At 74.8% G+C, this 22,577-nt stretch carries 23 protein-coding genes and 1 tRNA gene; 10 read left to right on the forward strand and 14 right to left on the reverse strand.

What is annotated here, in order from left to right:
- Positions 1-49: 49 nt before the first annotated feature.
- Positions 50-2,635 carry a phosphoribosyltransferase gene (locus ACZ4V6_RS03050; RefSeq protein ID WP_467822231.1) on the forward strand — a complete coding sequence of 862 codons (2,586 nt, stop codon included), beginning with the start codon at positions 50-52 and terminating at the stop codon, positions 2,633-2,635.
- A complete protein-coding gene (locus ACZ4V6_RS03055) occupies positions 2,635-3,444 on the forward strand; it encodes an HAD family hydrolase (RefSeq protein WP_467821992.1) in 810 nt (269 codons plus the stop codon). The genes ACZ4V6_RS03050 and ACZ4V6_RS03055 overlap by 1 nt, the downstream gene beginning before the upstream one ends.
- A 19-nt stretch (positions 3,445-3,463) precedes the next feature.
- Here ACZ4V6_RS03055 and ACZ4V6_RS03060 read toward each other — a convergent pair whose 3' ends face one another.
- The 4 genes from ACZ4V6_RS03060 to ACZ4V6_RS03075 all read right to left on the reverse strand — a co-directional run bounded on the left by ACZ4V6_RS03060 (position 3,464) and on the right by ACZ4V6_RS03075 (position 6,713).
- Positions 3,464-4,120 carry a DedA family protein gene (locus tag ACZ4V6_RS03060; RefSeq protein ID WP_467821993.1) on the reverse strand — a complete coding sequence of 219 codons (657 nt, stop codon included), beginning with the start codon at positions 4,118-4,120 and terminating at the stop codon, positions 3,464-3,466.
- Between the two features lie 70 nt (positions 4,121-4,190).
- Positions 4,191-4,409: an FmdB family zinc ribbon protein gene (locus ACZ4V6_RS03065; RefSeq protein WP_161163936.1), complete on the reverse strand. Its 219-nt coding sequence runs from the start codon at positions 4,407-4,409 to the stop codon at positions 4,191-4,193.
- Between the two features lie 55 nt (positions 4,410-4,464).
- Positions 4,465-5,871, reverse strand: coding sequence for a hypothetical protein (locus ACZ4V6_RS03070; RefSeq protein ID WP_467821994.1), 1,407 nt, complete (start codon positions 5,869-5,871; stop codon positions 4,465-4,467).
- 71 nt (positions 5,872-5,942) lie between these two features.
- Positions 5,943-6,713, reverse strand: a complete 771-nt coding sequence (locus tag ACZ4V6_RS03075; protein ID WP_467821995.1) for a DUF4097 family beta strand repeat-containing protein — start codon at positions 6,711-6,713, stop codon at positions 5,943-5,945.
- Positions 6,714-6,930: 217 nt separating this feature from the next.
- On the opposite strand from ACZ4V6_RS03075, the gene ACZ4V6_RS03080 reads away from it, so the two are divergent.
- Positions 6,931-7,005 (forward strand) — tRNA-Val (locus ACZ4V6_RS03080).
- 67 nt (positions 7,006-7,072) lie between these two features.
- Here the strand turns inward: ACZ4V6_RS03080 and ACZ4V6_RS03085 are convergent.
- Positions 7,073-7,423 (reverse strand): hypothetical protein, encoded by a 351-nt coding sequence (locus tag ACZ4V6_RS03085; RefSeq protein WP_467821996.1) that lies wholly within the window; start codon positions 7,421-7,423, stop codon positions 7,073-7,075.
- Positions 7,424-7,538: 115 nt separating this feature from the next.
- Between ACZ4V6_RS03085 and ACZ4V6_RS03090 the strand changes: the two genes are divergently transcribed.
- Complete coding sequence (locus tag ACZ4V6_RS03090; RefSeq protein WP_467821997.1) at positions 7,539-7,784, forward strand: DUF2277 domain-containing protein; 246 nt, start codon at positions 7,539-7,541, stop codon at positions 7,782-7,784.
- Positions 7,785-7,803: 19 nt separating this feature from the next.
- Here ACZ4V6_RS03090 and ACZ4V6_RS03095 read toward each other — a convergent pair whose 3' ends face one another.
- From ACZ4V6_RS03095 to ACZ4V6_RS03110, 4 genes are all read right to left on the reverse strand, one after another.
- Positions 7,804-8,451 (reverse strand): DedA family protein, encoded by a 648-nt coding sequence (locus ACZ4V6_RS03095; protein WP_467821998.1) that lies wholly within the window; start codon positions 8,449-8,451, stop codon positions 7,804-7,806.
- 209 nt (positions 8,452-8,660) lie between these two features.
- The gene (locus ACZ4V6_RS03100; RefSeq protein ID WP_467821999.1) at positions 8,661-9,113 is read right to left on the reverse strand and encodes a DoxX family protein; all 453 of its coding nucleotides are present in this window, start codon (positions 9,111-9,113) and stop codon (positions 8,661-8,663) included.
- Positions 9,114-9,346: 233 nt separating this feature from the next.
- Positions 9,347-10,993 (reverse strand): alkaline phosphatase D family protein, encoded by a 1,647-nt coding sequence (locus ACZ4V6_RS03105; RefSeq protein WP_467822000.1) that lies wholly within the window; start codon positions 10,991-10,993, stop codon positions 9,347-9,349.
- A gap of 82 nt (positions 10,994-11,075) precedes the next feature.
- The gene (locus ACZ4V6_RS03110) at positions 11,076-11,720 is read right to left on the reverse strand and encodes an HNH endonuclease family protein (protein ID WP_467822001.1); all 645 of its coding nucleotides are present in this window, start codon (positions 11,718-11,720) and stop codon (positions 11,076-11,078) included.
- Between the two features lie 399 nt (positions 11,721-12,119).
- On the opposite strand from ACZ4V6_RS03110, the gene ACZ4V6_RS03115 reads away from it, so the two are divergent.
- Both ACZ4V6_RS03115 and ACZ4V6_RS03120 read left to right on the forward strand, forming a co-directional pair.
- Positions 12,120-12,701: a TMEM165/GDT1 family protein gene (locus ACZ4V6_RS03115; RefSeq protein WP_467822002.1), complete on the forward strand. Its 582-nt coding sequence runs from the start codon at positions 12,120-12,122 to the stop codon at positions 12,699-12,701.
- Positions 12,702-12,850: 149 nt separating this feature from the next.
- Entirely contained in the window at positions 12,851-13,510 is a 660-nt protein-coding gene (locus tag ACZ4V6_RS03120; protein WP_467822003.1) for an HAD family hydrolase, read from the forward strand.
- Between the two features lie 169 nt (positions 13,511-13,679).
- Here the strand turns inward: ACZ4V6_RS03120 and ACZ4V6_RS03125 are convergent, their stop codons facing one another.
- Positions 13,680-14,768 carry a peptidoglycan-binding domain-containing protein gene (locus ACZ4V6_RS03125; RefSeq protein ID WP_467822004.1) on the reverse strand — a complete coding sequence of 363 codons (1,089 nt, stop codon included), beginning with the start codon at positions 14,766-14,768 and terminating at the stop codon, positions 13,680-13,682.
- Positions 14,769-14,963: 195 nt separating this feature from the next.
- Between ACZ4V6_RS03125 and ACZ4V6_RS03130 the strand changes: the two genes are divergently transcribed.
- Positions 14,964-17,012 (forward strand): MDR family MFS transporter, encoded by a 2,049-nt coding sequence (locus ACZ4V6_RS03130; protein WP_467822005.1) that lies wholly within the window; start codon positions 14,964-14,966, stop codon positions 17,010-17,012.
- Between the two features lie 6 nt (positions 17,013-17,018).
- On the opposite strand, the gene ACZ4V6_RS03135 is transcribed toward ACZ4V6_RS03130, so the two are convergent.
- Entirely contained in the window at positions 17,019-17,522 is a 504-nt protein-coding gene (locus ACZ4V6_RS03135; RefSeq protein WP_467822006.1) for a GNAT family N-acetyltransferase, read from the reverse strand.
- A gap of 163 nt (positions 17,523-17,685) precedes the next feature.
- On the opposite strand from ACZ4V6_RS03135, the gene ACZ4V6_RS03140 reads away from it, so the two are divergent.
- Both ACZ4V6_RS03140 and ACZ4V6_RS03145 read left to right on the forward strand, forming a co-directional pair.
- Positions 17,686-18,351, forward strand: coding sequence for a hypothetical protein (locus ACZ4V6_RS03140; RefSeq protein WP_467822007.1), 666 nt, complete (start codon positions 17,686-17,688; stop codon positions 18,349-18,351).
- A gap of 5 nt (positions 18,352-18,356) precedes the next feature.
- Positions 18,357-19,034 carry a hypothetical protein gene (locus ACZ4V6_RS03145; RefSeq protein WP_467822008.1) on the forward strand — a complete coding sequence of 226 codons (678 nt, stop codon included), beginning with the start codon at positions 18,357-18,359 and terminating at the stop codon, positions 19,032-19,034.
- Positions 19,035-19,044: 10 nt separating this feature from the next.
- Here ACZ4V6_RS03145 and ACZ4V6_RS03150 read toward each other — a convergent pair whose 3' ends face one another.
- Positions 19,045-19,452: a DnaJ family domain-containing protein gene (locus ACZ4V6_RS03150; protein WP_467822009.1), complete on the reverse strand. Its 408-nt coding sequence runs from the start codon at positions 19,450-19,452 to the stop codon at positions 19,045-19,047.
- Positions 19,453-19,543: 91 nt separating this feature from the next.
- Here ACZ4V6_RS03150 and ACZ4V6_RS03155 point away from each other — a divergent pair, with 91 nt between their 5' ends.
- Positions 19,544-19,936, forward strand: coding sequence for a hypothetical protein (locus tag ACZ4V6_RS03155; protein ID WP_467822010.1), 393 nt, complete (start codon positions 19,544-19,546; stop codon positions 19,934-19,936).
- A 17-nt stretch (positions 19,937-19,953) separates the two neighbouring features.
- Here ACZ4V6_RS03155 and ACZ4V6_RS03160 read toward each other — a convergent pair whose 3' ends face one another.
- Both ACZ4V6_RS03160 and proP read right to left on the reverse strand, forming a co-directional pair.
- On the reverse strand, positions 19,954-20,625 hold the full coding sequence (locus tag ACZ4V6_RS03160; protein ID WP_467822011.1) for an O-methyltransferase: 672 nt from the start codon (positions 20,623-20,625) through the stop codon (positions 19,954-19,956).
- A gap of 154 nt (positions 20,626-20,779) precedes the next feature.
- Entirely contained in the window at positions 20,780-22,177 is a 1,398-nt protein-coding gene (proP, locus tag ACZ4V6_RS03165; RefSeq protein WP_467822012.1) for a glycine betaine/L-proline transporter ProP, read from the reverse strand.
- Positions 22,178-22,577: the final 400 nt, after the last annotated feature.

The following is a 22,577-nucleotide window of genomic DNA, read 5'->3' on the forward strand; positions in this document are numbered from 1 at the left end:
ACCCAAGGAACCGATGAACGACGCAGTGGACCACGGGAGGCACGAGCAGATGAGCGAGGGGCCGCGGGCCGAGGGGCACGCCGGTGTCTGGTCCGGCAGCTGGGTCGCGGAGCGGCTCGGCGTCGAACTCGCGGGCGACGACGCCCTCACCGGCATGCTGGGGCTCGCCCTGCGCCGCAACCCCAAGCGCGCCCACCTGCTCGTGTCCCACGTGCTCGGCAAGCACGTCCCGCAGTCCCCCTCCGTCGTGTACGGCCACGGTCTCGTCCTCGGCCGCCGCGTCCGCGACCTGCTGGGCGCCGAGGAGACCGGCCGGGCCGTCGTCCTCGGCTACGCGGAGACCGCCACCGGACTCGGCCACTCGGTCGCCGACGGCCTGGGCGACGCCCCGTACCTGCACTCCACCCGCCGCCCCGTCACCGGGGTCGCCCGCGCGGGCGGCTTCGAGGAGTCCCACTCGCACGCCACCTCCCACCTGCTGCTGCCCGAGGACCCGGCGCTGCTGGCCGGCGACGGGCCCCTGGTCCTGGTCGACGACGAGTTCTCCACGGGGAACACGGTGCTGAACACCGTGCGCGACCTGCACGAGCGGTATCCGCGGGAGCGGTACGTGGTGGTCGCCCTGGTGGACATGCGGTCCGCGGCGGACGTGGGGCGGCTCGAGGAGTTCGCGCGGGAGATCGGCGCGCGGGTGGACCTCGTGGCGGCGGCTTCGGGGACGGTGCGGTTGCCGGAAGGGGTGCTGGAGAAGGGGCAGGCGCTGGTGGCGCGCTACGAGGCGGAAGGCGCCGGGGCCGGTGGTCCGTCGTCCGCGGCGCCGTCGTGGCCGGCCGCGCAGGCCCCCGCGCCCCCGAAGGGCGCCGCCGGCCCCGTGAGCCGTGAAGCCACCGCGCGACCGGCCCCCGGCCACGCGCACGACCACCGCACCCGTGCCACCCCCGTGGACCTGCGCTGGCCCCCCGGCCTCCCCGACGGCGGCCGGCACGGCTTCACCCCCGCCCACCGCGCCCGCCTCGAATCCGCCCTGCCCGCCATGGCCGCCCGGATCGCCCGGGCGCTGCCCGCCGGCGCGCGCCGCGTGCTCGTCCTCGGCTCCGAGGAGCTGATGTACGCCCCGCTGCGCCTGGCCTGCGAGCTGGAGCGGACCGTCGGGGCCGAGGTGCGCTACTCCACCACCACCCGCTCGCCCGTCCTCGCGGTCGACGACCCCGGGTACGCGATACGCACCCGCCTGGTCTTCCCCGCGCACGACGACCCCGCCGACGGCCCCGGCGAGCGCTACGCCTACAACGTCGCGGGCGGCGGCTTCGACGCCGTCGTCGCCGTCGTCGACTCGGCCGCCGACACCCCCGCGCTGCACGCGCCGGACGGGCTGACGGCCCGGCTGGCCGCGCACGTCCCGCACGTCCTGCTCGCGGTCGTCCCGTCGTACGCGCCCGGCTCCCCCGGGCCCCCGCACGCCCCCGAAAGGCCCCCGATGCTGCCCGAGCCCCTGCGCGGCCCCGCCTTCTCCTCGTACGCCCCCGACGAGGTCGGCTGGCTGCTCCAGGACCTCTCCGAGGTGACGCTGGAGGCGCCGACCGAGGAGCGCGAGGAGGCGATCCAGCGGGGCGGCGCCCACTACGCCGAGTCGCTGCCCGTCGAGTACCAGCCCAGCGAGCAGTACCAGGAACTGTTCCACGCGGCGCTGGAGGCGTCCGCCGCCCGCCTCGCGCGAGCCGTCGGCGCCGTCACCGAGATCGTGCTCACCGAGCGGTCGCCGCGCCCCGTCCTGGTCTCCCTCGCCCGCGCGGGCACCCCCGTCGGCATCCTGATGCGCCGCTGGGCGCAGTACCGGCACGGCCTCGACCTGCCGCACTACGCCGTCTCGATCGTCCGGGGCCGCGGCATCGACGCCAACGCGCTGCGCCGGCTGGCCGCCGACCACGACCCGGCCGAGGTCGTCTTCGTCGACGGCTGGACCGGCAAGGGCGCCATCGCCCGCGAACTCGCCGCCGCGCTGCGCGACTTCGAGGCCTCCGACGGCATCACCGGCTTCGACCCGGAGATCGCCGTCCTCGCCGACCCGGGCTCCTGCGTACGCACCTACGGCACCCGCGACGACTTCCTCATCCCGTCCGCCTGCCTCAACTCCACCGTCTCCGGGCTGATATCCCGCACCGTGCTCCGCGCCGACCTGGTCGGCCCGCACGACTACCACGGCGCGAAGTTCTACCGCGAACTCGCCGGCGCCGACCTCTCGGCGGCCTTCCTCGACGCCGTCTCCGCCCGCTTCCCGGAGGTCGCGGGCACCGTCGACGCCCAGGCCAAGGAACTCCTCGCCGCGGACCGCACCCCCACCTGGGAGGGCTGGGCCGCCGTCGAGCGCATCAGCGAGGAGTACGGCATCCACGACGTCAACCTCGTCAAGCCCGGCGTCGGCGAGACCACCCGCGTGATGCTGCGCCGGGTGCCCTGGAAGGTGCTCGCCCGGGCCGGCGCGGGCGCCGACCTGGACCACGTGCGGCTGCTGGCCGAGCAGCGGGGCGTCCCCGTGGAGGAGGTCGACGGCCTGCCCTACACCTGCGTCGGGCTGATCCACCCGAAGTACACGCGCGGCGCGACCGGCGCCGACGGCAGGGCGGTGACCCGCTGATGCCGGTGCTCGTCGCGAGCGACCTCGACCGCACGCTCATCTACTCCGCGGCCGCCCTGGGACTGACGATGCCCGACGCGAGGGCGCCCCGGCTGCTGTGCGTGGAGGTCTACGGGAGCAGGCCCCTGTCCTACATGACGGAGACGGCCGCCGGACTGCTGGCCGACCTCGGCGGCACGGCCGTCTTCGTGCCGACCACCACCCGCACCCGCGAGCAGTACCGGCGCATCAGGCTCCCCGGCCCCCCGCCGGAGTACGCGATCTGCGCCAACGGCGGCCACCTGCTGGTCGACGGCGTCACCGACCCCGACTGGCACGCACGGGTGACCGCGCGGCTGGCCGACGAGTGCGCCCCGCTGGACGAGGTCCGCGACCACCTGACGCGCGCCGCCGACCCGGTGTGGGTGCGCAGGCAGCGGGTCGCCGAGGACCTGTTCGCCTACCTCGTCGTCGAGCGCGAGCTGCTGCCCGAGGACTGGGTGAAGGAACTCGCCGTCTGGGCCGAGGACCGCGGCTGGACCGTGTCCCTCCAGGGCCGCAAGATCTACGCCGTGCCCAGACCGCTGACCAAGGGCGCCGCCGTGCGCGAGGTCGCCCGCCGCACCGGCGCCGACCTCACCCTGGCCGCCGGCGACTCCCTCCTCGACACCGACCTGCTGCTGGCCGCGGACCGGGGCTGGCGTCCCGGCCACGGCGAGCTGGCCGACTCCGGCTGGGCGGCGCCGGCGGTCGACGCCCTGCCCGAGCGCGGGGTGCTGGCGGGGGAGCGGATCCTGCGGGAGTTCCTCACGGCGGCGCGCGGCCGTTAGCGGACGCGCCCGGCGCCGCTCACCGCCGGTCGGCCTTGCGGCGGCTGCCGCGGCCCCGGCGCAGCAGCCGCAGGAGCACGAAGACCACCACGGCCAGCGCGGCGGCGCCGAGCACGACCTTGGAGTACGCGGAGACGACGGTGCTGACCCGGTGCCAGTTGTCGCCGAGGAAGTAGCCCGCCAGGACGAAGGCGGTGTTCCAGACGGCGCTGCCCGCGGCGGTCAGCGCCGTGAACACCGGCAGGGGCATGCGCTCCACGCCCGCCGGGACGGAGACCAGGCTGCGGAAGACGGGGAGCATCCGGCCGAAGAACACGGCCTTGGTGCCGTGCCGGCGGAACCACTCCTCCGTGCGCTCGACGTCCGAGACCTTCACCAGCGGCAGCCGGGCCGCCACGGCGATCGTCCGCTCCCGGCCGAGGAGCGCCCCGATGCCGTACAGCGCGAGGGCGCCCACGACCGAACCGGCGATGGTCCACACGAGCGCGGCGACCAGGCTCATGTCGCCGGTGCCGGCCGCGAAGCCCGCCAGCGGCAGGACGACCTCGCTCGGGATCGGCGGGAAGAGGTTCTCCAGGGCGACGGCCAGCCCGGCCCCGGGCGCGCCGAGGGTGTCCATCAGGTCGCTGATCCACCGGGGCGCGCCGCCCGTCGCCTCCGCCGCGATGACTGCCATGTCCCCACGCTAGGCGGGCGAACCTGAAGGGATCCTGAGCCGCCGGGGCCCTGGGGCCCGGCGGCACCGGTCAGCCGCAGCAGCCCCCGCCGCAGCAACCGCCTCCGCCGCCCGCGCGGGGCGCCGGGGCCGGTGCGGAGGCCGAGCCGCCGACGGCGACCGTCGACAGCAGCTTCACCGTGTCGTCGTGGCCCGCCGGGCAGGGCGCGGGGGCGGAGGACTCGGCCATGGGACGGCTCAGTTCGAAGGTGTCGCCGCAGCTGCGGCAGCGGTACTCGTAGCGAGGCATGCGCACAGGTTAACCGGCGCTCCCGGGCGGCCGGCCCCGGTGGCGGAAGCCGGTCTCAGTGACCGCTTCCCCGTTCCTCGCGGATGCGCGCCACCACGTCGGCGGCCGTCCGGCGGACCGCGTCCGTCTCCGTCAGGAAGTGCCAGTAGTCGGGGTGCCGGCCCTCCAGCGTGAGGATCGCCCGCTCCAGCCGGGCCACGGCGTCGTCCAGGGGCCGCGCGTGCCGGGGGTCGGGGGTGTTGCGGCCCGCCATGGCGAGCCGCTGGGCGTCGCGGATCGCGAACCGGGTGCGCTCGATCTCCTGCTGCGGGTCCTTCTGCACGGCGTTGAGCCGCCGCAGCCGGTCGCCGGCGGCGGAGACGGCCTCGTCGGTGCTGTTCAGCAGGGCCCGGACCGTCGACAGCAGGGCGGTGGCGTCGGGCCAGCGCTGCCCGTCGCGGGCACGCTGCGCCTCGGCCAGCTTGTCCTCGGCCTGCCGGACCGTTTCGGCGGCGTGGTCGGGCACGTGCTGGAGGTCCTGCCAGCAGGCGGCCGTGAACCGCCGCCGCAGCTCGCTCAGCACCGGCTCGACCTGCTCGGCACGGGTGGTCAGGGCCTGGGCGCGGGTGCGCAGGGACACCAGCCGGTGGTCGGTCTCGGCGGCCCGCTCGGGCAGCCGCTCGGCCTCGGCGCGGACGGCCTCGGCCTCCCGGGTGACCCGCTCGGCCCGTTCCAGGGTCTGCGGCACGCCGTGCTGTCCGGCGCCCTGGTTCAGCCGGGTCAGCTCCGGTCCCAGGGCGGCGAGACGGGCGGCGAGGTCGTCCGCCTCCAGCCCGGCGCCCCGTGCGGCGTCCAGGGCGTCGGAGGCGGCGAGCAGGGTCTGCCGGGCCCGCTCGACGGCGGGGGCGAGCCGGGCCAGCTGGGTCTCGGCCTTGCCGAGCAGCGGACCGAGCCCTTCGGCGAAGCGGTCCAGTTCCTGCTTGACCCGGCCCAGCTCGTCCTTGGCGGCGGTCAGTTCGGTGCGGGCGCGGGAGGCGGCCGACGCCTCCAGGTCGTCCCGGTCCAGGTCGTGGGCGTCGACGGCGCTGATGTACCGGCCGCTGGCCTCGTCGATGCGCCGGCCCAGCGCCGCGAAGTGGTCGGCGGCACGCCGGGCGGCGGGGGAGGAGTCGACGGCCGCGATCGTCTCGATCGAGATCCGCAGGTCCCGCTGGGCGGTGTCCAGCTCGTAGAAGGCCGCCGCGGCGGCGTCCTTCGCGGCCTGCGCCTCGGCCCGCTGGTTCTCGGCCCGTCCGCCGAACCAGCGCCGGGTGCCGCCGCCGGCGAACGCGGCGGGCAGGGCGAGCGCGGCCAGCAGCGGCAGGCCCAGCAGGGCGAGCGTGTCACGGAGCGCGCCGGGCGGGCGCCTCCCGGGGGGCCGGCGCGGCAGGCGCGGCGCGCGCGGCACCATCGGCGAGTGCGGCTGCGATGGTGTCGCCGTCACATCACTCTCCCGTGTCGTCCGTCCTGCCCGGGTTCATTCTCCCACCCGTGAGAGACGAACACACGGGCCGGTCAGTTCGCGGTCCGGACCGTGACTTTGCCGTCCCGGGTACGGGTGTTCACCACGTGGGAGCTCGTGTCGTCCCGGGGGACGGACACGTGGACGGACCCGTCGTCGCTGTCGGCGGACACCTTGTACGCGGCCCGGGGCAGGTCGACCGTGACGGAGCCGTCGTCGCTGCGGGCCTCCACCAGGTCCGGGACGGCCCCGAGCTCGAGGCGGACCGAACCGTCCTCGGTGGCGGCGTCCACCCGGCGCGAGGAGACCTCCGCGCGCAGCGACCCGTCGTCGCTGCGCAGCGCCAGCGGCCCGGTGGTGTCGCTGACGCGCACGGACCCGTCCGCCGTGCGGATGTCCAGCGCGTCCCGGAAACCCCGTGCCCGGACGCTGCCGTCGTCGGTCCTCACCGTGACGGCGATGCCGCGGGGCACCTCCACGCGGTGCTTGGTGGCGCAGTCGGCGATCACGCCGGAGCAGTGGGTCCGCAGCTTCAGCCGGTCGCCGTCCATGCTCCAGGTCACCTCGGGGTCGGAACCGAGGGCGACCGAGCCCTCGAACCACCGGGTCACGTCGATCTTCCCGGACGCGTTGCCGTCGGCGGCGACGATCTCCAGCGCGGAGTCGTCGGCGTCGACGGTGAGGGTGGTGCCCTGGAGGGCGAAGGACCGGTGGTCGGGGTCCTTGTCCTCCTCGGCGGAGGAGCAGGCGCCGAGCCCCGCGACGAGGACGGCGACGGCGCCGGCGGCGGCGAGCGCGCGGACCGGAAGGATGCGGCGGGACATGTCGGTTTCCCCCAGGGTCGGACGACGAGGTGCCGCCGGCCGGACCCGTGGAGCGGGCCCCGGTGCGGCGAGGTCCTCCGACCGTACGGAGGGGCGGCTTTCGGCGGGATCCGGGCCGCTCCCGGATCCGGGGTGGGGGTAACCCCCGGCCGTGGATGCGGCCCGTGACGCGTTTGCCGGACCGGGTCCCGGGCCATGTAGGCTGTCGACTCGTCCCGGGTGCGTAGCTCAGGGGTAGAGCGCCTGCCTTACAAGCAGGATGTCGGCGGTTCGAAACCGTCCGCGCCCACCAGGACCGGCGTCGGCGCCGGCCGAGAGGCCCCCGGAGATCTCCGGGGGCCTCTCGCGTGCGTCTGTCGCTACTCCCTGTCGTCCCGCTCCGGCCGGGTGCCGTGCGCGTGCTTCAGCCGGGTGCGCGCGTCCACGCGGTCGGGGCCGGTGATCTCGGTCCAGTAGCGGTGGGTGCTGACGAAGACGGCGAGTTCGCGCTCGCGCTGCCGGAGCTTGTCCACCTCGGCCTGCTCGTCCTGCGACCAGCCGGGCGAGGCGGGGCGCTCGACCTTGCGCCAGCCGTTGTCGTCGCTGAAGCCGTCCAGCGGCTCGACGGACCAGGGGAGCCTCTTCAGCAGGGCCGACAACTCGGCCCGGACCTGACGCAGTTCCTCCTGACCGGCGAGGAGGTCACTGGGGAAGTCATAGGTCGTAGCCACGCCCCAATGATACGACTGTTCGATTTTCGGGTGCGCGTTCCCTTCGGTGGTTCACGCGAACGGGTGGCCCGGCCGCGGGTGCCGTACGTGCCGGGCCCGGGGGGAGACTGGAGTCATGTGCCGCAGCATCAGGACGCTTCGCCCGCCCGCGTCGGCCGAGGAGGCCACCGGGGACGAGATCAGGGCCGCCGCCCTCCAGTACGTGCGCAAGGTGTCCGGGTTCCGGGCGCCGGCCGCGCACAACCGGGAGGTCTTCGACCGGGCCGTGGAGGCCGTCGCCGCGGCCACGGCCGAGCTGCTGGACGGCCTGGAGGTACGGGGAGGGGCCGGCGCGCGCCGGGGCGGGGCGACGCCGCCGTGACCGGGCCTCCCGGGGCCGGCTAGGAGGCCTCGCCGGCCTGCGGCTGGCGGCGCATCAGGTACGCCGCGCCCGCCCCCGCGCCGAACAGCGCGAGCAGGGACACCCCCGTCGCCAGCCAGCTCGCGCCGAGCCACTGGCCGCCGAAGTAGCCGAGGGCGACGCTGTAGGCGGCCCAGGACAGCCCGGCGAGGGCGGACCAGGGCAGGAACTCGCGGACCTTGCGGTGGGCGGCTCCGGCGACGAGGGACACGACCGAGCGGCCGGCCGGGGCGAAGCGGGCCAGGACGACGAGCGCGCCCCGGGCGCCCCCGCTGCGGGCGAGCGCCCCGCCGAGACGCTGCTGCGCCGTGGTCAGCCGGCGGGACCGGGCGATCGCGCGGTCCAGCCGGGCCCCGCCGCGCCAGGCCAGGCGGTAGACCACCAGGTCGCCGAGGACGGAGGCGGTCGTGGCGCACAGCAGGAGGAGCAGGATGTCGGGGACGTCGTGCGGCACCCGTCCGGCCGCCGCCGCGCCCGAGCCCGCGGCCGCCGCCGTGGCCGCCGTGATCACCAGCACGCCGCTCGGCAGCACCGGCAGGAAGACGTCGAAGAGCACCGAGAGGGCCACCAGCACGTAGATCCATGGGCTGCTGACCAGCGCTGCGACGTTCCCGAAACCCTCGACCACCACACACTCCCGTGAAGCCCCCGTGGACCGGACCGTGCCGCGATGCGCGGGGAAACGGCAGGAGCGGTCGATGACAGCCATACAGCGTACGCCCGGGGTGTGACGGACGGTTCACAGGGGCACGCGGGCACGCCACGGAGTGTTCACCCGGCCGCCGCGGACGCGGAGCGGCGCCCATCCCGTACGAGGTGGGCGCCGCTCCGGCGGGCTCAGGCCGCGACGGGCGTCTGCTCCGCGGCCCGCTCCTCCGGCTCGGACGCGCGCCGGGCCAGGAGGCGGTCCAGGCCGAAGGCGCCGGAACCGGTGAAGGCCAGCAGCAGGAAGGCCCAGCAGAACATGGCGGAGGCCTCGCCGCCGTTCTCCATCGGCCACAGGGCCTCCTGCTGGTGCACCGTGAAGTAGGCGTACGCCATCGATCCCGAGGCGACGACCGCGGCGGCGCGCGTGCCGAGGCCCAGCAGGACGAGGGCGCCGGCGACGAGCTGGATCACGGCGGCGTACCAGCCCGGCCAGGTGCCGGCCTCTATCGTGCCGCCGCCTCCCGAGGCGCCGCCGAGCACGCCGAAGAGGGAGGCGGCGCCGTGGCAGGCGAAGAGCAGGCCGACGACGATGCGGAACAGGCCGAGGGCGTAGGGCTGCGCGCTGTCCAGGCGTCCGGACATGTGGGGGGTGCTCCTTCGGTCGGGCCGGCCCAGGGGGGACCGGTGGGGGACGGAACCGAGTGGGCTGCCCACGTTAGGTGACCCTAAGCAGTGCTTGCAAGTTCAACATTTGGCCATGGCTTAACCAGCGGTTGTTGAGGCTTCGCAGGCGTCTCGGCAGGTGGGAGCGCTCCCATGAAGGGCTGCGCTCCGCCCCGCGTGACTGGTTTCCTACCCGCGGACCGGCCGGTCGCCTACGCCAACTCCCTTTCCGTGACGGTCCGCAGCGCCGGCGCGCCGTTGCCCTCCGACCGGGCCCGCTCCAGGCGCAGTCGGGCCGAGCGCCCGCGCAGGGTCAGCGTCATGAGCTGGTTGCCGAACCAGGGGCCGCCGGTCTTGCGCCAGGAGACCGCCGGAGGCGAACAGCGGCCGTGCCGGGCGATGCGCCTCCCGAGGGCACGCGCCGGGGCGCTCCAGCCGAAACGGAAGCCGAGGCGCATCGACAGCGGGACGGAGTTGTGCACGGGGGAGCAGGTCAGCTGCACGACCCGGGCGTCGGGGTCCCGGCCCGGCCAGGACGGCTCGGCCACGTAGGCGTGGTGGACGTCCCCCGACAGCACGCTCACCGTCGCGGGCGCACCCGGCCCCGTGCCGGCGTCGGCGATCAGACCGGCGAGCGCGTCGAAGGAGGACGGGAACGCCGGCCAGTGCTCCAGGTCCGCCCCGCGCCGGATCCGCTCCCCGAGCCGGGCCCAGCGCTCGCCCCGTTCGCCGCCGCACATCGAGGCGTTCCACGCTTCGAGGTCGTGCACGAGATGGGGCAGCAGCCAGGGAAGGGAGGTGCCGACGAGGAGGTGGTCGTAGGCGCCCCCGCCGTCACCCCGCCCGTCCAGCACCTGCTCGCGCAGCCAGGCGGCCTCGCCCGGGTCGAGCATCGCGCGCCGGTCCTCGTCCAGGACCCTGGCGGCGCGGGAGTCCACCATCACCAGCCGCACGCGGCCGAAGTCGCGCCGGTAGCTCCAGCGCACGGAGGCCGGGTCGGCGTCGGCCCGCGCGGCGAAGTCCCGCAGCGCGTCGGTGCCGTCGGGGGCCGCGCGGACGGCCGCGTAGAGGGGGTCGGCGGCCAGCTCGGCCGGGGAGAGGTTCCCCAGGTGCTGGTACACCCAGTACGACATCAGGCCGCTCAGGATCCGCTCGCGCCACCAGCCGGTGGCCCGCATGTCGGCGACCCAGGCGGCGGAGGTGTTCCAGTCGTCGATCACGTCGTGGTCGTCGAAGACCATGCACGAGGGCACGGTGGACAGCAGCCAGCGCACCTCCGGGTCGCTCCACGACTCGTCGTAGAGCCGGGTGTACTCCTCGTAGTCCGCGACCTGGTCGCCCGGGGGCTCCGCCAGGTCGCGGCGTCCGGCGATCCAGCGGCGGGTCGCGTCGGAGACCTCGTCGGCGTACACCTGGTCGCCGAGCAGCAGCAGCACGTCGGGCCGCGTGCCCCCGGGGTCGGCCGCTACGCGGGTCGCGAGGGAGTCCAGGGCGTCCGGGCCCACCGGGTCCTTCCCGCCGGCCGGCGGTGCGGCCCAGCGGCAGGAGCCGAAGGCGACGCGCAGGCCGTCGTCGGCGGCCGGCGTGGCGATCACCGAGGGCGGGAAGCGCGAGTCGGGCGGCGGCCACACGGGGGCGCCGTCGAGCAGCACCTCGTACTCCGTCGCCGTCCCGGGCGTCAGGCCGGTCACCGGGACCAGGACGTAGTGGTGGCCCGCGACCTGGAACGTGCGGGCCGTGCCGTGCGCGCCGTCGGCACAGCGCACCTCGGCGGTGCAGGGACGGTTCGTCTCGGCCCAGATGGTCGCGGACGAGCCGTCGTTGTACCTCAGCAGTGGTCCAAGGCGCAGTTCCGCCATGGCGATCCCCTCCTCCGTCGCCCCGTACGGTACGGAACGACGGAGGGGTGCGGGGAGTGTCCGCGCCGGAGCCGGGGCGGTCTCAGCAGCTCGCGAGCTGGTTCGTCAGCGCCGACTTCTCGGCGGAGTCGACGGAGAGGCCGTAGTAGTACTTCACCTGCACCCACGCGCGCGCGTACGTGCACCGGTAGGCGGTGCGGGAGGGCATCCAGGTGGCCGGGTCCTGGTCGCCCTTGGCCTGGTTGACGTTGTCGGTGACGGCCAGGAGCTGCGGGCGGGTCAGGTCGTTGGCGAACGCCTGGCGCCGGGAGGTGGTCCAGCCGCTCGCGCCGGAGTCCCACGCCTCGGCGAGCGGGACCAGGTGGTCGATGTCGAGGTCGGAGGCGGCGGTCCAGGTGGCGCCGTCGTAGGGGGAGTACCAGCTTCCCGAGGTGGCGGCGCAGGCGGAGTCGGTGACGACGCCGGACCCGTCGCGCTCGAGGACCGTCTCGCGGGTGTTGCAGGTGCCCGACTGGGTGATCCAGTGCGGGAACAGGTCGCGGTCGTAACCGGTGCGGTTCTCGGCGGCCACGGTGAGGGAGGCGAGGTAGGAGCGGGCGGTGGCGGCGCTCACCGGGGTGGGCAGGGCGGCGGAGGCGGCCGGGCCGTTGAACAGCCCGGCGGAGGCTATGAGTCCGGTGAGCGCGGCGAGGCCGGCGAGGCGTCGACGCGCGTAGAACCTGGGCATGCGAACTCCCTTGGGGTGTGGGGGCCTTGGGTGCGGGCGAGGGGAATGCTCGCGAGGCCGCATGGCGCACGGGTGTGCGGCCGGTAAGAAGCTAGTGACGTGTGCATGGCACGTCTAGGAGTGCGGCGGGACTTTCGCCCCTCGAGGGCGTGCGGGGGCTCGCGTACTATGGACGGCGCAGAAGGGGAGTAGCTCTTCGCCGGACCGTCGACATACTGCTCAGCTCGTCTGAGCCGGCGCCCGGAGGCGGACCCCGGTCACGGGGCCGCCAGCGAGACCTTCGGCAAGCAGTGCACGCCCGTGCCGTACGGCGGGGGCGACCGTGTGCTGCCGTGCCGAGGTGTCGTTCGCGCAGGACCAGCACTCTCGGCGGGGCGGCCCCGACCGATAGAGGATTCCTTGATCAGCCTGACCGTGACGGCGCTCGTCTTCGGCGTCGTCTTCCTCGCCGAACTGCCGGACAAGACCGCGCTCGCCGGCCTCGTCCTCGGCACCCGCTACCGGGCCTCGTACGTCTTCGCCGGCGTGGCCGCCGCGTTCCTGCTGCACGTCGTGCTCGCGGTCGCGGCCGGCAGCGTGCTGACCCTGCTGCCGCAGCAGATCGTGCACGCGCTGACGGGCGTGCTGTTCCTGGGCGGCGCCGCGGTGCTGCTGATGAAGAAGGACGACGGGGAGGAGGAGATCCGCAAGCCCGAGGACCAGTCCTTCTGGAAGGTCGCCGGGGCGGGCTTCATGCTCATCCTGGTCGCCGAGTTCGGCGACCTGACGCAGATCATGACGGCCAACCTCGCGGCCCGTTACGACGACCCGCTCTCCGTCGGCCTGGGCGCGGTGCTCGCGCTGTGGGCGGTGGCCGGGCTCGGCATCGTCGGCGGGAAGGCGCTGATGAAGCGGGTGCCGCTGGCGCTGATCACGAAGATCGCGGCGGTGCTGATGCTGGGCCTCGGTGTGTGGAGCCTGTGGGAGGCGGTCACCGGCTGAGAGGGCGAACGGCGGGTGAACGTCCGCCGGGCACGGTGGCGCGAGCCCGTCCTGTTTTGTACCGTGGAGAAACAAAGTGGCTCCCGCCCGTTCTCCCTGACCGGCGGGCGGGGCCGCCTTGTCCCCTCCCCGTGCTTTGGAGTCTGCCGATGACGGCCACCACCGTTCTGCCCGCCCGTGCCCTGCTGCTCGACATGGACGGCACCCTCGTCAACTCGGACGCCGCCGTCGAGCGCGTCTGGCGGCGCTGGGCCGACCGGCACGGGCTGGACGGCGACGAGGTCATGAAGGTCGTCCACGGACGGCAGGGCTACGCCTCGATGGCGCTGCTGCTGCCGGACCGGCCGATGGAGCAGAACCACGCCGACAACGCGCGGATGCTCGCCGAGGAGACCGCCGACACCGAGGGCGTCGTGGAGATCCCCGGGGCGCGGGAGTTCCTCGCCTCGCTGCGGGAGCTGCCGCACGCGCTGGTGACCTCCGCCGACGTCGCGCTGTCCACCGCGCGGATGGCCGCCGCCGGGCTGGCCCTGCCGGACGTCCGGGTCACCGCGGAGTCGGTCGGCGCGAGCAAGCCCGATCCGGAGGGGTTCCTCAAGGGCGCGGCCGAACTGGGCGTCGACCCCGCGGACTGCGTCGTCTTCGAGGACTCCGGGGCGGGCATCGCGGCCGGGCGGGCGGCGGGGATGCGGGTCGTGGGGGTCGGGCCGCGGGCCGGTGCGCACGGGCCGGACGTGGTGGTGCGGGACCTGACGCAGGTGCGGGTGGAGGCCGACGGGCGCGGCGGGCTGCGGCTGCACGTGGGCTGACGGGCCCCGGGCGGGGGCCGGCGTCCGGGAGGCGTCCTGGGCGCCCGGTGCCGGCGGGGACGGGGTGCTGCCGCGCCCACCCGTGCCGCCCGTGGGGTACCTCCCGGGCCGTTCAGGCACTGGGGGAGGCACGATCGCCCGCGGTTCGTGTGCCGGGGTGGTCGTTCCGTCAGGGCCGGTGGGTTTCCGATTCCAGCATCTGGCGGGTGGCTTCGCCGTAGACGCCCAGTTCGTCGGAGCGGATGCCGCGGGCCCACTGGTAGGTGCGGACCGAGTCCTCGACCTCGCGGTCGTACTTGCCGTCGTCGGCGCCCGTGTACAGGTACAGCTGGGCCAGGCGCTGCTGGAGTTCGGTGACCTCGGCGCCGCGGTCGCCGCGGTGCAGGGTGCCGCCGCCGTCGTCGCGGTCGCCGTCCTCCCCGTCGTCGGGGGCGAGGGCGGGGGCGCTCGGCGTGGTCGTGGTCGGTTCGGGCGACCGGGACGGGGTCGGCGAGGCGCTCGACGCCGAGGGGGACGGCGAGGCCGAGGGGCTCTCGCTCGCCGACGCGGAGGCGGACGCCGACGCGGACGCTGACGGGGACGCGGTGGCCGGCTCCGCGGACGGGGCGCTCGGCCGCGGTGCCGTCGAGGACGCCGTGACCGACGGGGCCGGGACGCTCGCCCGGACCTCGTCCGGCAGGGCGCCGTCCCGCGACGGCGACTCGTAGGAGAACAGCCCGCTCGCGTACCCGGCCGTCCCCACCACGACCACGACCGCCGCGGCGGCGCTGAGCAGCACGCCCCGCCGCCGTCCGCGCGGCCGGCGGCCGCCGGTGCCGGCCGGCACCGGCTCCGGCGGCGCCGTGGAGGCCGGGCCGCCCGCCGCCGAGGCGTCGAACAGGCTCAGGTCGTGGTCGCTGGGCGCGCCGGCCGAGGGCGCCAGCGGCGTGGGCAGCACGGAGGTCGCCTCCGTGGCCGGGGGCGCGTCGCAGGGCCCGGCGCCGACGGCGCGCAGCGTCATCGTGGCGTCCGGCTCCGGCTCCGGCTCCGTGGGCTCACCGGCGCCGTCCAGCTCGACGTACGGCCGTATCCGCAGCGGGTCGAAGTCCTCCGCGGCGGCCGCCTGCGCCGTACGCGCGTCGCGCAGGGCGTCGGCCGCGCGGGGCCCGCAGGCGCAGGACGGCGTGTTGTCCGCCTCCCTGGGCGCTCCGCACTCCGGGCACGGGTGCTCCGAGGGCCGTCCCTGCGGCTCCCGCGAAGGCCTCTGCTGCTGCTCCAACGCTCGTCCCTCCCCTCGCGCCCCTCGCGACTCCCCTCGCGAACTCCAGAGATTATGCAGATCTTCTCCACCGTTCGCGCGCACGCGCCCCCGGAACACCGCCCTCCCGCAGGACTGAACAGGCCATAACCGGTCACACCGTTCAGGATGGAGGACGGGTGGCGACACCCGTGGGACGGCGCCGGGAGGTCATCGATGGCAGCGGATGTGCGCGAAGCGACGGAGCCGGTACGGCCCGAGGAGCGCGAACAGGTCTCCGGCGGCGTGCTGGTCTCGATCGGGGCCCTGCTCCTCGGCATGCTGCTCGCCGCCCTCGACCAGACCATCGTGTCGACGGCGCTGCCCACCATCGTCAGCGACCTGGGCGGGCTGGAGCACCTGTCCTGGGTGGTCACCGCGTACATGCTGGCCGCGACCGCCGCGACCCCGCTGTGGGGCAAGCTCGGCGACCAGTACGGCCGCAAGAGGCTGTTCCAGACGGCCATCGTGATCTTCCTGGTCGGTTCCGCGCTGTGCGGCGTCGCGCAGAGCATGCCCCAGCTGATCGCCTTCCGGGCGTTGCAGGGCCTGGGCGGCGGCGGGCTGATGGTGCTGTCGATGGCGATCGTCGGCGACCTGGTCCCGCCCCGTGAGCGCGGCCGCTACCAGGGCCTGTTCGGTGCCGTGTTCGGCGCGACCAGCGTGCTGGGGCCGCTGCTCGGCGGGGTCTTCACCGAGCACCTGAGCTGGCGGTGGGTCTTCTACGTCAACCTGCCCGTCGGCGTCGTCGCGCTCGCCGTGATCGCGGCGGTCCTGCACATCCCGCGCCGGGCCACCCGGCACGTCATCGACTACCTGGGCACCCTGCTCATCGCCTCCGTCGCCACCTGCCTGGTGCTGGTCGCCTCGCTCGGCGGCACGACCTGGGGGTGGGGATCGCCGCAGATCATCGGCCTGGCGGTGCTGGGCGTCGTCCTGGCCGTCGTGTTCACGGCGGTGGAACGCAAGGCCGCCGAGCCCGTCCTGCCCCTCAAGCTCTTCCGCGTCCGCACCTTCACGCTCTCCGCCGTCATCAGCTTCGTCGTCGGCTTCGCGATGTTCGGCGCGATGACCTACCTGCCCACGTTCCTCCAGGTCGTGCGGGGCGTCAGCCCGACCATGTCCGGTGTGCACATGCTGCCGATGGTGGCCGGCGTCCTGCTGGCCTCGACCGGTTCCGGGCAGATCGTCAGCCGCACCGGCCGCTGGAAGGTGTTCCCCGTCGCGGGCACCGCCGTCACCACCTTCGGCCTGCTCCTGCTGCACCGGCTCGACGAGAACAGCTCGACCGCCGAGATGAGCACCTACTTCTTCGTCTTCGGCCTGGGCCTCGGCCTGGTGATGCAGGTCCTCGTCCTCATCGTGCAGAACGCCGTCCCCTACGAGGACCTGGGCGTCGCCACCTCCGGCGCCACCTTTTTCCGCTCCATCGGCGCGGCCTTCGGCGTCGCCGTCTTCGGCACGGTCTTCGCGAGCCGCCTCGGCGCCGAGCTCACCGACGCCTTCCGCGGCGCGCAGCTGCCGCCCGGCGTCTCCGCGGACTCGCTCAAGGCCGACCCGCGCGGCATCGGGGCCCTGCCCCCCGCCCTGCGCCCGGAGGCCCTGCACGCCTACGCGACCGCCATCACCGACGTCTTCCTGTACGCCGCCCCCGTCGCCCTCCTCGGCTTCCTGCTGGCCTGGTTCCTGAAGGAGGACCGGCTGCGCGGCTCGGTCACGGCGCCCGACGGCACCCAGACCTTCGCCAGCAACCCGGTCGAACGGTCCTCGCACGACGAGGTGTGCCGCGCCCTGTCGGTGCTCGGCACCCGCGAGGGCCGCCGGGAGATCTACCGCAGGATCACCGAGCGGGCGGGCTACGACCTGCTGCCGGCGGCGAGCTGGATGCTGCTGCGGGTCAGGAAGTACGGCCGGGTGGAGCCGGCCGTGCTCGCCGAGCGCAGCCCCGTGCCGCTGACCGCCGTCATGGCGGCCGCCCGCCAGGTGGAGGAACGGCACCTCGCCGTCCGCGAGGGCCCCGACCTGATCCTGACCGACCGGGGACGCGAGTACGCCGAACGCCTGGCGAAGGCCCGCGAGGACTCCCTGGCCGAGCTGCTGGGCGACTGGTGGGGGCCGGACCGCCCGACCGACCTGGTGCGGCTGGTGAAGGAGCTCACCGGTGAGCTGTGCGGCTCGGAGCGGGAGCGTCCGCACGACCAGCGCACCCTGACCCGGGCCGGCTGAGCCGCCTCAGACGACGGCCCGGGCCAGCGGCTTGGTGAACCAGTGCTCGGCGTACGGGTCGTCCTTGTACGCCTCGGTCTCCGTGTAGCCGAGCCGCGCGTACAGGGCGCGGGCCTCGACGAGGTCGCCGCGGGTGTCGAGGACGATCCGCGCGGCCCCGAGCTCCCGTGCGGCCTCCTCGGCGGCCCCCACGAGCAGCGCGGCACCGCCCCGGCCGCGCGAGGCCGGCCGGAGGAACACCCGGGTCAGCTCGGCGGTCGTGGCGTCCAGCAGCCGTACGCCCGCGGTGCCGGCCGGCTCACCGGCGTGGCGCGCCACCAGCAGCCGGCCCCGCGGCGGGGCCAGGTCGGCGCCGGACTGCGCGGCGATCTCCCGCTCCAGCTCGTCCGGGTCGGTGCGCCGACCCTCGTGCAGCAGGTACCAGCGGTCGCTGACCTCCGTGTAGTAGGCGCGCCACAGTGCGGCGGCGACGGGGGAGTCGGGCGGTTCCGGGGCGACGGTCCAGGTCATGACCGGCATTGTCGGGACGGGCCGGTCCGGTGCGCGAGCGCATTTTCCCACCGGCGGGCCGCCGGCGCCTGCCGTGCGCCGTTTGAGGAGGAATCGCGCGGCAACACGAAGGGCGAACCGGCCGCTCGGAGAGCCGGTTGGGCCGAGAACCCGGAAGGCACACATGTCCACAGGCGTGATCATCGCTCTGATCGTGATCGTGGCGGCCCTGCTCGTCGTCGCGGCCGTCCTGGCCTCGCGCGCACGGGGCTCCAGGCACGGAGGAAACCTGAAGCGGCGCTTCGGGCCGGAGTACGACCGGGCCGTGGCCCGGCACGACGGCGACACCAAGGCCGCCGAACGTGAACTGGCCGAGCGCGTCGAGCGGCACGGGTCGCTGCACACGAGGCAGCTCGACCCGGCCGAGCGCGAGCGGTTCGAGGCGCGCTGGACGGCCGTCCAGGAGCGCTTCGTCGACGCCCCGCGCGAGGCGGTCGCCGAGGCGGACCGGCTGATCGCCGAGGTGGCCGGCGCCCGCGGCTTCCCGGACGGCGGGCAGTACGAGGAGCAGGTCGCCGCGCTGTCCGTGCACCACGCCCACCACGTCGAGGGCTACCGGCGCGTGCACCGCGTGACCCACGCCCGGGTGGACGGCGCGCAGGACAGCGGCGCGGGCACGGAGGAGATGCGCGCGTCCCTCGTCGAGGCGCGCGCCCTGTTCGAGGACCTGGTGCGCCCGTCCCGCCACGACGGCGGCCGGCACCGCGCCGGGGCGGACGACGGCGCGGCCGCGCCGGCCCGCACGCACCGGTCCTGGTCTTTCAGCAAGCACCAGCCGAAGGAGAGTTGAGCCACATGTCCGACGTGACCCGGCAGCCCGGCGGCGATCCCGCCGGACGCGACCCGCACACCCCCGACACCCGCGGTGGGACCGCTCCGGGCGGCCCGGGCGCCGACCAGGGCGCCGGCATCCGTGCCGACCACGCCGTCGGCGCCCGCGAGGACGTCACCCCCGGCCTGGGGACGGGCACCACCGGCACGGCGGGCGCCCCCGCCCCGCACACCGGCACCTCGCACGGCGTCCACGCCGCGCCCGGCACCGGCACCGGCACCGACGGCGGCCACGGCACCCAGGGCGTCGGCACCTCGCACGGCGTCCACGCCGCGCCCGGCACCGGCACCGACGGCGGTCACGGCACCCAGGGCGTCGGCACCTCGCACGGCTCGCACGGCGCCCACGGCGGTGCCGGTGGGCTGCTCCCGCACGAGGAGTGCGACCGGCTCGGACAGCGGCTGCACCACGCGGTGGCGGAGTTCGTCGACGCCCCGCGCGCCTCCGTCGAGGAGGCCGACCGCGTCCTGGAGGAGCTCGCCGCCCGCTTCGCGGACGCCGTGACCCACCGCCGCCGCGCCCTGCGCACCTCCTGGCAGGACACCGGCGAGGAGACCCGCGCGACCAGCACCGACACCGAACAGCTCCGTCTGGCCCTGAAGGACTACCGCGAGCTGGCCGACCGCCTGATGCACGTGTGACGCGCAGGCGTCACCGCTCCGCCCGGCGCTCCCGCCACTGCCGTACGACCTCTTCGACGTCGTAGGGCTTCTTGCCCAGCGGGGGCCCGGGCGGCGGCTTGAACATCACTTCGCGGATCTTGACGTTGATCTGCTCGACGATCCTGCGGGCCGCCCCTTCCGTCGGGGCGTCCAGGGCGGCCGCCAGCGCGTCCTCCGCCTCCTTGCGCAGCGCCAGCGTCGGCGGCAGCACGGAGAGGCCCTCGCGGGCCATCTTCCGCTTGACCCACCACAGTTCGTCGTAGGTGGATTCCACCTCGCTCGGGAGCGGTCTCCCCACCCCCGGCAGCCGGTCGAACTCGCCGCGCGCGTCCGCGTCGCGGATCTGCTTGTCGACCCAGGACTCGAAGTCGACGCCGGGTGGCTTCCGCTCGGTCATGACCCCATTGTGCCGGACACCGCCCCACCGGCCGATCTATCATGCGGCGGCACAGGCCAACGCCCAGCCGGGACGTCTCGAAGGAGCGCACGTGCTCGAACTGACCATGGCCGCCGTCACCGCGGCGGACGCGGGCGCCACCGCCGGCATGCAGATGGCCGACGCGCCCAGCGAGCCGGGCGCGGTGCTGCGGGTGGGCCGGGACAGGTCCGTGTGCCGCCTGTCGACGCCGGACGACTGGCTGTTCGTCTCCCGGGTGCACCTGGAGTTCCGCTGCGGACCCGACGGCACCTGGCAGCTGACCTGGCTGCGCGGCTCGCAGCCGGACCCGGCCTCGGAGGTCCGCCTCACCGTCGGCGCGCACACGCGGCCCCTCGCCTACGGCGCCACCGTGCCGCTGCCCAGGGGCGGCAGCGGCGAGATCGTCGTCCAGGACCGCACCGAGCCGCGCAGCGTCAACGTCGGCTTCTACCACGAGGCGTAGGGCCCGGGCCCGGCCGCTCAGGCCAGGACGCGCGCCAGCGCGAAGCCGTCGTACCCCTTGCCGCCGACGGTCTGGATCGCGGTGCCGCTCAGCCGCGGATGGCTGCCGATCATCTCGATGGCGGCCCGGGTGCCGCGCACGTCGTCGGCGTCGTCGCCGGCGTCGGCCACGCGTCCGCCGCGGACCACGTTGTCGACGACGATCAGGCTGCCGGTGCTGGTGAGCCGCAGCGCCCACTCCAGGTAGTGCGGGTTGTTGCCCTTGTCGGCGTCGATGAAGACCAGGTCGAAGGGCGGCGGGTTCTCGTCGGCGAGCTTCGGCAGCGACTCCAGCGCCGGGCCCACGCGCACGTCGACCAGGGCGTCCAGGCCGGCGCGGGCGATGTTGCGGACGGCGACCTCGGCGTGCCGGGCGCTGTACTCCAGGGTGACCAGGCGGCCGTCGGCGGGCAGGGCGCGGGCCAGCCAGATGGTGCTGTAACCGCCGAGGGTGCCGATCTCCAGGACGGTGCGGGCGCCCTGGATCCGGGCGAGGAGGTGGAGGAGCTTGCCCTGGGTGGGGGTGACGGCCACCGGCGGCAGCCCGGCGGCGTCACTGTCCCGCAGGGCGGCCGCCAGGGGCTCGTCGTCCGCCGCGAGGTGGCTGGTGAAGTAGGCGTCGACGTCGTCCCAGAGCCGTGGGTCACTCATGCCGGGGTTGCCTCCCGTACGCGTGGTTAGCACTTCTAAGTAGGTGCGCTAACGAATATAGACGCGCGGGGGAGGGCGTGTCCCGAAGACGGCCGGGGCCCGGCCGGGTGTGTCCCCCGGCCGGGCCCCGGCCGTCTCGACGGGCCCGGAGGGCTCAGGCGGCCTCGACGTGTTCGACCGAGGGGGCCGAGCCCGGGAGCGGGCGGCCGGCCGACTCCTTCATGAACCACACCGCCGCGCCGCCGATCACGGCCGCGGCCATCATGTAATAGGCGGGCATCATCATGTTGCCCGTCGCGCTGATCAGCGCCGTCACCACCAGCGGCGTCGTGCCGCCGAACAGGGACACGGACACGTTGAAGCCGATCGACAGCGAGCCGTAGCGCACCCGCGTCGGGAACAGCGCGGGCAGGGCGGCCGGCATCGACGCGGTGAAGCAGACCAGCAGCAGGCCCAGCGCGGCCATGCCCAGCCCCACGGCGAGCAGGCTGCCCTGGCGGATCAGCAGCAGCGCCGGGACGGACAGCAGCAGGAAGCCGGCGCAGCCGGCCGCGATCACGGGCCGGCGCCCGACCCGGTCGGTGAGCGCGCCCGCGAACGGCTGCACGATCATCATCAGCGCCATCACGGCCAGCACGACCAGCAGCCCGTGCGTCTCGTCGTACTTCAGCTCGCTGGTCAGGTAGCTCGGCATGTACGACAGCAGCATGTAGTCGGTGACGTTGAAGACCAGCACCAGGCCGACGCACAGCAGCAGCGTCTTCCACTGCCCCGTGATCATCTCCCGCAGCGGCACGCGGGGCCGCGTGGCCTCCGCCTTCTCGACCTCGGCGGCGAACGCCGGGGTCTCCTCCAGCCGCATCCGCAGGTACAGCCCGATGAGGCCCATCGGTCCGGCGATCAGGAACGGGATGCGCCAGCCCCAGGAGGTGAGGTCGCCGTCCGGCAGCAGGGCCGTCATCAGGGTCACCAGCCCCGCGCCGCCGATGTAGCCGGCGAGCGTGCCGAACTCCAGCCAGCTCCCCAGGAACCCGCGCCGCTTGTCCGGCGCGTACTCGGCGATGAAGGTGGAGGCGCCCGCGTACTCGCCGCCGGTCGAGAAGCCCTGCACCAGGCGGGCCACCAGCAGCAGCACCGGCGCCCACACGCCGATCGACGCGTACGACGGGATCAGGCCGATGGCGAACGTGCCCGCCGCCATCATGATCATCGTGACGGCGAGGACCTTCTGCCGTCCCACCCGGTCGCCGAGCGGGCCGAAGACCATGCCGCCGAGCGGCCGGACCAGGAACGCGGCGGCGAAGGCGCCGAAGGTGGACAGGAGCTGGGCGGTCGGGTTGCCCGAGGGGAAGAAGACCTTGCCGAGGGTGACGGCGATGTAGCTGTAGACGCCGAAGTCGAACCACTCCATGGCGTTGCCGAGGGCCGCCGCCTTCACCGCGCGCCTGACGAGGGCGGGGTCGGTGGCGGTGACGCCCGCGCCGGACGGTGACGCGCCGGAACGGGAGTGCTTCTCGAGGGACAGGGGGGATGCGACGGTGGCAGCCGACAAAACTCCGCTCGCCTACCTTTCGACGGGGACAGGGACACCGCGACCCGCACGGCGGCACTGTCGCCGGGCCGGAAGGGACCCGCGGCAACGCGCCACAGGCCGAAAAGCGACCATAGGGGGTGATGCGCCGCTTACGCCCGGTAAACTGCTCGTTGCACACTGCATCAATATGACGCCCACGCAGGGACGTCTCCTCGGTGCGGAGCGCGCTCCGCACCCCTGACCTGTGATCCTTCTCGCTCCCACCGGGGCGGCGGCGGGCCCCGGGGACGGGGCGGGAGGCCCCCGACGTGCGACCGGACTATCGTCGTGCGGACAAAGACGGCCAAAGGGCCGGCCGGCGGCGGACGACGGGGACGACGGGTCAGGCGGAACGGGGGCCGCCTGCGTCTCCCCCGGG

Source organism: Streptomyces sp. NPDC029152, assembly GCF_055564355.1.